Raw genomic sequence first — 7,030 nt, 5'->3', positions numbered from 1 at the left:
TCGTAGCTGATCGTGCGCGTTTGCATCCGGTTATTATCCGGACAAGACATCGCCAACTGTCGCTGTTGCGGTGTGACCTCACACGGATCGGCGACAATGGCTCCACGGAAATGAATCACCCCACCATCAACAACGGTTGCTGAAAAGGCCGGGGGAATAAAAGCAGATATGATTAGGGCAAGACCTGAAACGAGTTGAGCGTTATATTTAGTCATGAGACATACTCCTCAATGAAAATCGTCCTTGAGGGGCAAAGCGCTCCATTATGACAAACGCAGTATCAGGCGACTGGACAGCACATTTTTCTCAGTCCCTGATCACATCATAGTAACAACCAGCGAATATCGCCACAGCACTCAACTCATTGATTTAATGAATAATTACAGGGCCGAACCTGGCGGTGACCATTGCTGCGATAAATGAAGCGATTTTCCATCGGAAACGGTGACCGTAATCTTCACCGTATCCCCTGCACCAATATTTAAACTCAATCTTGTTAAATCAATCGTCTGATTAGCGGGTATAGAAAGGGTATTTTGCTGTTGCGACGTACTTTGTCCCCCCAGCCCTTGCCGCACAGAGAGAACCTGAACCCGACACTCACACGATTCCGTCAATATTACCTGGGGAATAATGGTCGTCATATTTCCCTGTTGCGAGGTTTTAAACGTTATCTGACTTGAGAGTGCAGCGAGGAGTATTAAGGTATTCATGATGAACTCCCGAAAAAAAACAGGGCATATGCCCTGTTTTTTTGTAGCACAGATTTCAGTATTAATACTGATGAGCTGTCACGTGGTTACCAAAACCGACCTGCTGCACAGTCACACTTGAGTTAGATGCAGTCTGATCGACAATGGCACCGTTAGCACCACCGTACTGGCTGACATTCATAGTGGAGTTTTTGCCGTTCCACTGGTCAAGTGTTGCGCTGTTGCCAAAACCATGCTGGGTCAGGTTAATAGTACTGTCGTCAGAGCCCTGGCCAACGTCAGCACCGTTACCGCCACCACTCTGACGAATTGTCAGGCTGGAATTTCTTGCGTCAGTCTGCAAGGCGACAGCTGAGTTACCACCACCGTACTGGTAAATGCTCATGGTTGAATTTGGACCATTGTCATGACCGCCATGACCCCAACCGCCTTGATCAATCATACCGGCCATAGCACTACCAGAAACAACGATTGCTGCAAGTGCTGCCACTTTGATAAATTTCATGGTAAAACCCCCATCGGATTGATTAAAGTCGCCGCTAAATAACTAACGTTGGATAACGCGAATTGCCATTTGCGACTGTTTCTGCACTACAACTGCGGTTTTCTGCGTACCGTACTGCGTAATACTTGCTTTATTACCCGACCCTTGTTGGATAATCATTGCCGTATTACCATATGCACCTTGCGTAATACTCGCATCGTTCGCGCTTCCGCTCTGAGCGATATAAGCAAAGTTATAAGTCCCTGATTGATCAACTCTCGCTCTGTTGCCTACCCCATCCTGGGAAACAACGGACAGTAATTTAGCCCCGCCCTGACGAACCTGAGCGTCATTATTTACGCCCTGTTGACCAACAATGGCTGCCTGATTTAAAGATGACCGACTTAACTCATTAACCGCGAAATTATATTCAGCGTTTGCTAAATCTGAACTCGCCGCGATAACAAATCCAGGCACACCCAGTAATGTAAACATCATAAATAACGATGTGTTTTTCATGTTGTCACCCTGGACCTGGCTATATACAAAAAACATAACCTTGAAAATGTGACTTAGGGTTAAAACGACTCGTTGTTTTGTTAACGTGTCGTTACGGTGAAGAGTATGTCTGTTGAAACATTTTTAATATCTCACCCGCGTGGATTATTTTTATTTATCATGTCACCTCAAAGTATTAATTTATGCCAAAAATCGCTGTATTCAGCACCATTTGGTTTTTTATAAAAAAGTTCTGCGCGGCAGGCTGTACAAGGGCAGGGCTGGTTGTCCAGCCTTTCATGACGGGCATGTTATGTGACGCAAGGATAACATTTTGATCATCACGCGATCACGAGATGCACTTTCTTAAGAGGATTTCAGCTGGATTAAAGGACTTAGAAATTTTCACGAGCTCATACCTTTACAAAGCATATCAACAATAAAAAATATCAATATAAATTATAATGTTATAAATATTTGTATGATTTTTAAAATCTATGCAGGGCTATTAGCATGTACAACTTTCCTATCAAATCGCAGCATTTCAAATGTTCATTTTTCACAAATTAATATTGATTTTTACATCTTGTTACACATTTAACACTTGCTTTAAAGTTCGTAATAGCTAGATTGAAATTAGATGTACGAGATTTGTTTTATATTTACCTCCTCCTGGAGGTTATGGTCTGATTCTACACACAGCAGTGCAACATCTGTCAGTACTTCTGGTGTCCTCTTTTCTTTATTAAGAGGATAGCTGCCAGGTGTCATAAAAAAGTGGGGTTTCATCATGTATAATGAAGTCCATAGTTTACATGGTCATACATTACTGTTGATCACCAAACCTTCTTTGCAAGCGACCGCTTTATTACAACATTTAAAGCAATCTTTATCATTGAACGGGAAATTGCATAATATTCAACGTTCTTTCGATGATATTGCACCTGGTAGCATAATTCTTCTCGATATGATGGAAGCGGATAAAAAGCTCATCCATTACTGGCAAGATAATTTAAGCAGGAAAAACAATAATATCCGAGTGCTATTATTGAATACTCCTGATGAGTATCCTTTCAGAGACATTGAAAGCTGGCCGCATATCAATGGCGTTTTTTACGTCACTGATGAAGAAGATCGGGTTGTGGAAGGCATGCAGGGCATCTTGCGCGGAGAGTGCTATTTTTCGCAAAAACTTGCCAGCTACCTCATCACACACTCCGGAAATTATCGCTATAACAGTTCAGAGTCGGCACTCCTTACGCATCGTGAGAAAGAGATCCTGAACAAGTTGCGTATCGGTGCTTCAAATATTGAAATCGCCCGTTCGTTATTTATCAGCGAAAATACCGTTAAGACGCATCTCTATAATCTTTTCAAGAAGATAGCTGTTAAAAACCGAACTCAGGCAGTCTCATGGGCAAACGATAACCTCAGGCGTTAATCACATGAAACGCACGTTGAGTTGGATTGCCGCAGCGGGCTTTCTGCTCGCTGCTGGGAACCTTCAGGCCGTCGAGGTTGAAGTTCCCGGATTGTTAACAGACCACACTGTCTCATCTACCGGACACAGTTTTTATCGTGCCTTTAGCGACAAATGGGACGGTAAGTACCCTGGGAATATAACAATCAACGAACGGCCCAGTGCTCGATGGGGAAGCTGGATAACAATAACGGCGAATCAGGACGTTATTTACCAGACATTTTTATTTCCCACGAAAATAGACTTCGATAAAAACGTAGCCTTAGCACTGGCACAAACTGAAGACGCTATTAATCGCCTGCAAATAGATAAAGCCCTATTAAGCACCAGCGATTTAGCAAAAGACGAGTTTTAGTGAACCTATATCCGGAGGCTGTCATGCGTATTGCATATGCAGTTATTTCGTTAATGCTAGTAGCACCAGTAAGCTGGGCCGGAAATATGACGTTCCAGTTCCGTAACCCTAACTTTGGCGGTAACCCCAACAACGGGGCGTTCCTGTTGAACGAAGCCCAGGCACAAAACTCCTATAAAGATCCAAGCCTTAAGAATTATAACGTAGACACTCCATCAGCACTGGACAACTTCACGCAGGCTATTCAGTCGCAAATTTTGGGTGGTTTGTTGACCAACATTAATACCGGTAAACCAGGCCGAATGGTGACCAACGACTTTATTGTCGACATCGCCAATACGGATGGGCAGCTACAGCTGAACGTGACCGATCGGAAAACGGGGAAAACATCCACCATCCAGGTTTCCGGTTTACAAAGTAACTCCACGAACTTCTGAACAACATCAAAATAAGGACAACGATCATGCAGCGCTTCCTGATATTTGTTGCAGTGTGCTTATTGAGCGGTTGTTTAACTGCTCCACCTAAAGAAGCTGCAAAACCAACATTAATGCCTCGGGCTCAAAGTTACCGTGATTTAACCCATTTACCTGCACCAACGGGTAAAATATTTGTCTCCGTTTACAACATTCAGGATGAAACGGGGCAATTTAAGCCTTACCCAGCCAGTAACTTCTCTACGGCAGTGCCACAGAGTGCCACTGCCATGCTGGTTACCGCGCTCAAGGACTCGCACTGGTTTATTCCTCTGGAACGCCAGGGGCTTCAGAACCTGTTGAATGAACGTAAAATTATTCGTGCCGCACAGGAAAATGGCACAGTGGCAATGAATAACCGCACGCCACTGCAATCACTGGCGGCGGCGAACGTGATGATCGAAGGTTCGATTATTGGCTACGAAAGCAACGTTAAATCTGGTGGCGTCGGGGCGCGTTACTTCGGTATCGGTGCAGATACCCAGTATCAGCTTGACCAAATCGCCGTAAACCTGCGCGTGGTCAACGTCAGCACGGGTGAGGTTCTGTCTTCGGTCACTACCAGTAAAACCATTCTTTCTTATGAAGTACAGGCGGGGGTATTCCGCTTTATTGATTACCAGCGTTTACTGGAAGGTGAAATTGGTTATACCTCAAACGAGCCAGTCATGATGTGTCTGATGTCAGCCATTGAAACTGGCGTCATTTTCCTGATTAATGACGGGATCGATCGCGGACTGTGGGATCTGCAGAACAAAGCAGATGTGCAAAACCCGGTACTCGTGAAATACCGCGATATGTCGGTGCCTCCGGAATCCTGATCGAAAGCGCATAAAAAAGGCGAGATGGTTATCTCGCCTTTTTTTATTCACTCAGCGCAGAAATGTTTTGTGCCTTTTCCCGTCGTGCCGCCAGCCAAAGACCGCTGTTTTTCATGGCATAGCCAAACAGCAACCCCAGCGCCAGCGAGGGAACCACCAGCTTCCAGTCACCCTGCCCTGCAAAGGTGGCACATGCCCCCATAAAGGTTCCCGGCACAAATGAAAGCAGCAGATGCTTCGCCTGAACACACATCAGGAAGGCCACAATACCTGTCATGACATAGCCCAGGATCTCCAGATGCGGAGCCAGCGCACTGCCTTTCATAATCACCAGTGCCCAGATAACGCCGCTCATCAGCGTACAGCCAGAGATAAACAGCCCTTTTACGCCACCCTGTGGGCAGGCGAAATAGGCCGTGCAGCCGAGAAACCCGGCCCAGCTAAGCAGCCCGAGAGACACCGCGACCCATCCCCATAGCCCGGAGAGAATGCCTGTTGTGAGTGCAATACAAAGTAATATGTTCATGGCGCGCATCTTAGCAGAAGCGCGCCATAGAAATGAGATCAGAAGCACATTATGTGCAAATTGAAATGTGCTGTTGCAGAATTTATGTGACCTAAATCACTCCTCACTCTCTTCTTCTAACTCATCCCACATTGCGGCGATAGCATCGCGGGTGAGTGGAGCCAGGGTTCGCCAGAATGGTGAGATCGCATGTGCTTCAACTTTCCCGAGGAAAGTGCCACACCAGGGCAGCAGATACTCTTCGAAGAGGGTTTCGATGGCTTCGTTTTCATCGTCAGAGGCATGATCTTCAATCCAGGAAGCGGCCAGCAGCAGCGTACCTATGTGGTCGGCTGGCATATCGGTCAGCGGCATGCCACGCTCAGAGAGAAAGGCACGCACTTCTGCTTCCGTCGCCCCTTCCTGCCAGGCAGAGCGGTACGGTGACACACGGCACTCTTCGCCCACGAACAGCGCGTTGTAATCGTCCGAAATCTGTTGCATGTCACAGCTTTTTTGCAGGCGCTCCAGCAAATCATCCTGTTCCAGCGGCCAGTTTTGCGCCAGTTTCCCTTCACGGATCATCGTAAAAAGCGGAACCAGCAACGGGTCCTGCGGCTGGCGGTAATACAGCGTACCCAGCACGCGGCAGAGGATAGAAAACTCATTCATTTTTTGTTCCATTACACAATTAAAGATCGGCAAATTCATCAATCGGAGCCATTCCGCGCGACTCCAGGAAATCAAGCATACGGCGTGGCGTGACGTTAAGGATCCGCGCTTCAGGGAAACCGACGTCATTAAGAATATTCAGACACTCGCTAAAATCGCCCAACGTAAATGCAGTATGTGAATCAGAACCCAGCGCCACCATACCACCGGCATCACGCACTGCGGCAGCCACTTCGCGGCAGTTTGCTTCACTACCTTTACGCGAGTGAACAAAGGAGGAATTATTAATTTCCAGCGCCACACGGTGTTTTGCCGCCGCCTGCGCAACGGCCTGAATATCAATCGGGAACTTAGGGTTGCCAGGATGGCTGATAATATGCACGTTGCCGCTGGCAATCGTTGCAATCATCGCTGCGGTGTTGGCCTCTTTATCCTGTGGCGCAAAAACCGGCTCATGGAAACCGGCAATAATCAAATCCAGCGAGGTCAGCATCGGGCCGGTGCAGTCGATTTCACCGTCGATATTTTTAATATTCGCTTCGATGCCACGCAGTATCCCTACTCCGTCCACCAGACGTGGCCAGATCCTCATATTCACAAAATGCCAGTAGTGCGGCGCATCTGCCATATCCGGGCCATGATCGGTTATCGCAAAAAGCTTGATACCTTTTAGCTTTGCTTGCGCGATGTAATCATGGAGGGTGCTATACGCGTGGGTGCTGGCGACGGTGTGCATATGCAGGTCAACGGGATACATCTCTCTCTCCTCTGCGGTTTTTCCCAAGGATAGCAGTTATCTGTCACGAATATTAGCAAAAACCCGGCTAACGCCGGGTTTCTCTCAGTAACCGCGCTGCCTGTCGACGTGGCCTGTCACTGCATTCCCTTGTTCCATCTCACCTATCGTATGGGAAATATAGGCCACCGCTTCTGCCGGGCGCGTAACGGCCGCCACGTGCGGCGTCATTGCCACGCGCGGGTGAGCCCACAGCGGGCTCTCTGCAGGCAATGGTTCACGGCTGTAAA

The 7,030-nt window shown here is 47.2% G+C and carries 11 protein-coding genes and 1 pseudogene; 4 read left to right on the top strand and 8 right to left on the bottom strand.

Going from position 1 to position 7,030, the window contains the following annotated elements:
- The 4 genes from HV318_RS24015 to csgB all read right to left on the bottom strand — a co-directional run.
- The coding region (locus HV318_RS24015) for a YmdA family protein (protein ID WP_182274674.1) at positions 1–215 on the bottom strand (215 nt) is incomplete at its 3' end.
- A 165-nt stretch (positions 216–380) separates the two neighbouring features.
- The gene (csgC, locus tag HV318_RS24010) at positions 381–713 is read right to left on the bottom strand and encodes a curli assembly chaperone CsgC (RefSeq protein WP_182274673.1); all 333 of its coding nucleotides are present in this window, start codon (positions 711–713) and stop codon (positions 381–383) included.
- A 61-nt stretch (positions 714–774) separates the two neighbouring features.
- On the bottom strand, positions 775–1,218 hold the full coding sequence (gene csgA, locus HV318_RS24005; RefSeq protein WP_182274672.1) for a curli major subunit CsgA: 444 nt from the start codon (positions 1,216–1,218) through the stop codon (positions 775–777).
- Between the two features lie 42 nt (positions 1,219–1,260).
- Complete coding sequence (gene csgB, locus HV318_RS24000; RefSeq protein ID WP_182274671.1) at positions 1,261–1,716, bottom strand: curli minor subunit CsgB; 456 nt, start codon at positions 1,714–1,716, stop codon at positions 1,261–1,263.
- Between the two features lie 769 nt (positions 1,717–2,485).
- On the opposite strand from csgB, the gene csgD reads away from it, so the two are divergent.
- The 4 genes from csgD to csgG are packed head-to-tail and all read left to right on the top strand — an operon-like array spanning position 2,486 to position 4,827.
- Entirely contained in the window at positions 2,486–3,136 is a 651-nt protein-coding gene (gene csgD, locus HV318_RS23995; RefSeq protein ID WP_182274670.1) for a biofilm master transcriptional regulator CsgD, read from the top strand.
- A gap of 4 nt (positions 3,137–3,140) precedes the next feature.
- Positions 3,141–3,530, top strand: coding sequence for a curli production assembly/transport protein CsgE (csgE, locus tag HV318_RS23990; RefSeq protein WP_182274669.1), 390 nt, complete (start codon positions 3,141–3,143; stop codon positions 3,528–3,530).
- Positions 3,531–3,553: 23 nt separating this feature from the next.
- A complete protein-coding gene (gene csgF, locus HV318_RS23985; RefSeq protein ID WP_182274668.1) occupies positions 3,554–3,967 on the top strand; it encodes a curli production assembly/transport protein CsgF in 414 nt (137 codons plus the stop codon).
- Positions 3,968–3,993: 26 nt separating this feature from the next.
- On the top strand, positions 3,994–4,827 hold the full coding sequence (gene csgG / locus HV318_RS23980) for a curli production assembly/transport protein CsgG (protein ID WP_182274667.1): 834 nt from the start codon (positions 3,994–3,996) through the stop codon (positions 4,825–4,827).
- A 43-nt stretch (positions 4,828–4,870) separates the two neighbouring features.
- On the opposite strand, the gene HV318_RS23975 is transcribed toward csgG, so the two are convergent.
- From HV318_RS23975 to ghrA, 4 genes and pseudogenes are all read right to left on the bottom strand, one after another.
- On the bottom strand, positions 4,871–5,353 hold the full coding sequence (locus HV318_RS23975) for a DUF1097 domain-containing protein (protein WP_220471165.1): 483 nt from the start codon (positions 5,351–5,353) through the stop codon (positions 4,871–4,873).
- A gap of 96 nt (positions 5,354–5,449) precedes the next feature.
- Positions 5,450–6,004 carry a TorD/DmsD family molecular chaperone gene (locus HV318_RS23970; protein ID WP_182274665.1) on the bottom strand — a complete coding sequence of 185 codons (555 nt, stop codon included), beginning with the start codon at positions 6,002–6,004 and terminating at the stop codon, positions 5,450–5,452.
- A 19-nt stretch (positions 6,005–6,023) separates the two neighbouring features.
- Positions 6,024–6,761: a phosphatase gene (locus tag HV318_RS23965; RefSeq protein WP_182274664.1), complete on the bottom strand. Its 738-nt coding sequence runs from the start codon at positions 6,759–6,761 to the stop codon at positions 6,024–6,026.
- A gap of 84 nt (positions 6,762–6,845) precedes the next feature.
- Positions 6,846–7,030, bottom strand: a pseudogene (gene ghrA, locus HV318_RS23960) (glyoxylate/hydroxypyruvate reductase GhrA); the annotation flags it as partial.

This window comes from Enterobacter sp. RHBSTW-00901 (assembly GCF_014103115.1).
In the GTDB taxonomy this organism is placed as follows: Bacteria; Pseudomonadota; Gammaproteobacteria; order Enterobacterales; family Enterobacteriaceae; genus Enterobacter; species Enterobacter cloacae_P.
The sequence above is the reverse complement of the archived record's forward strand: the minus strand, read 5'-3'. Positions and strand labels throughout refer to the sequence as shown.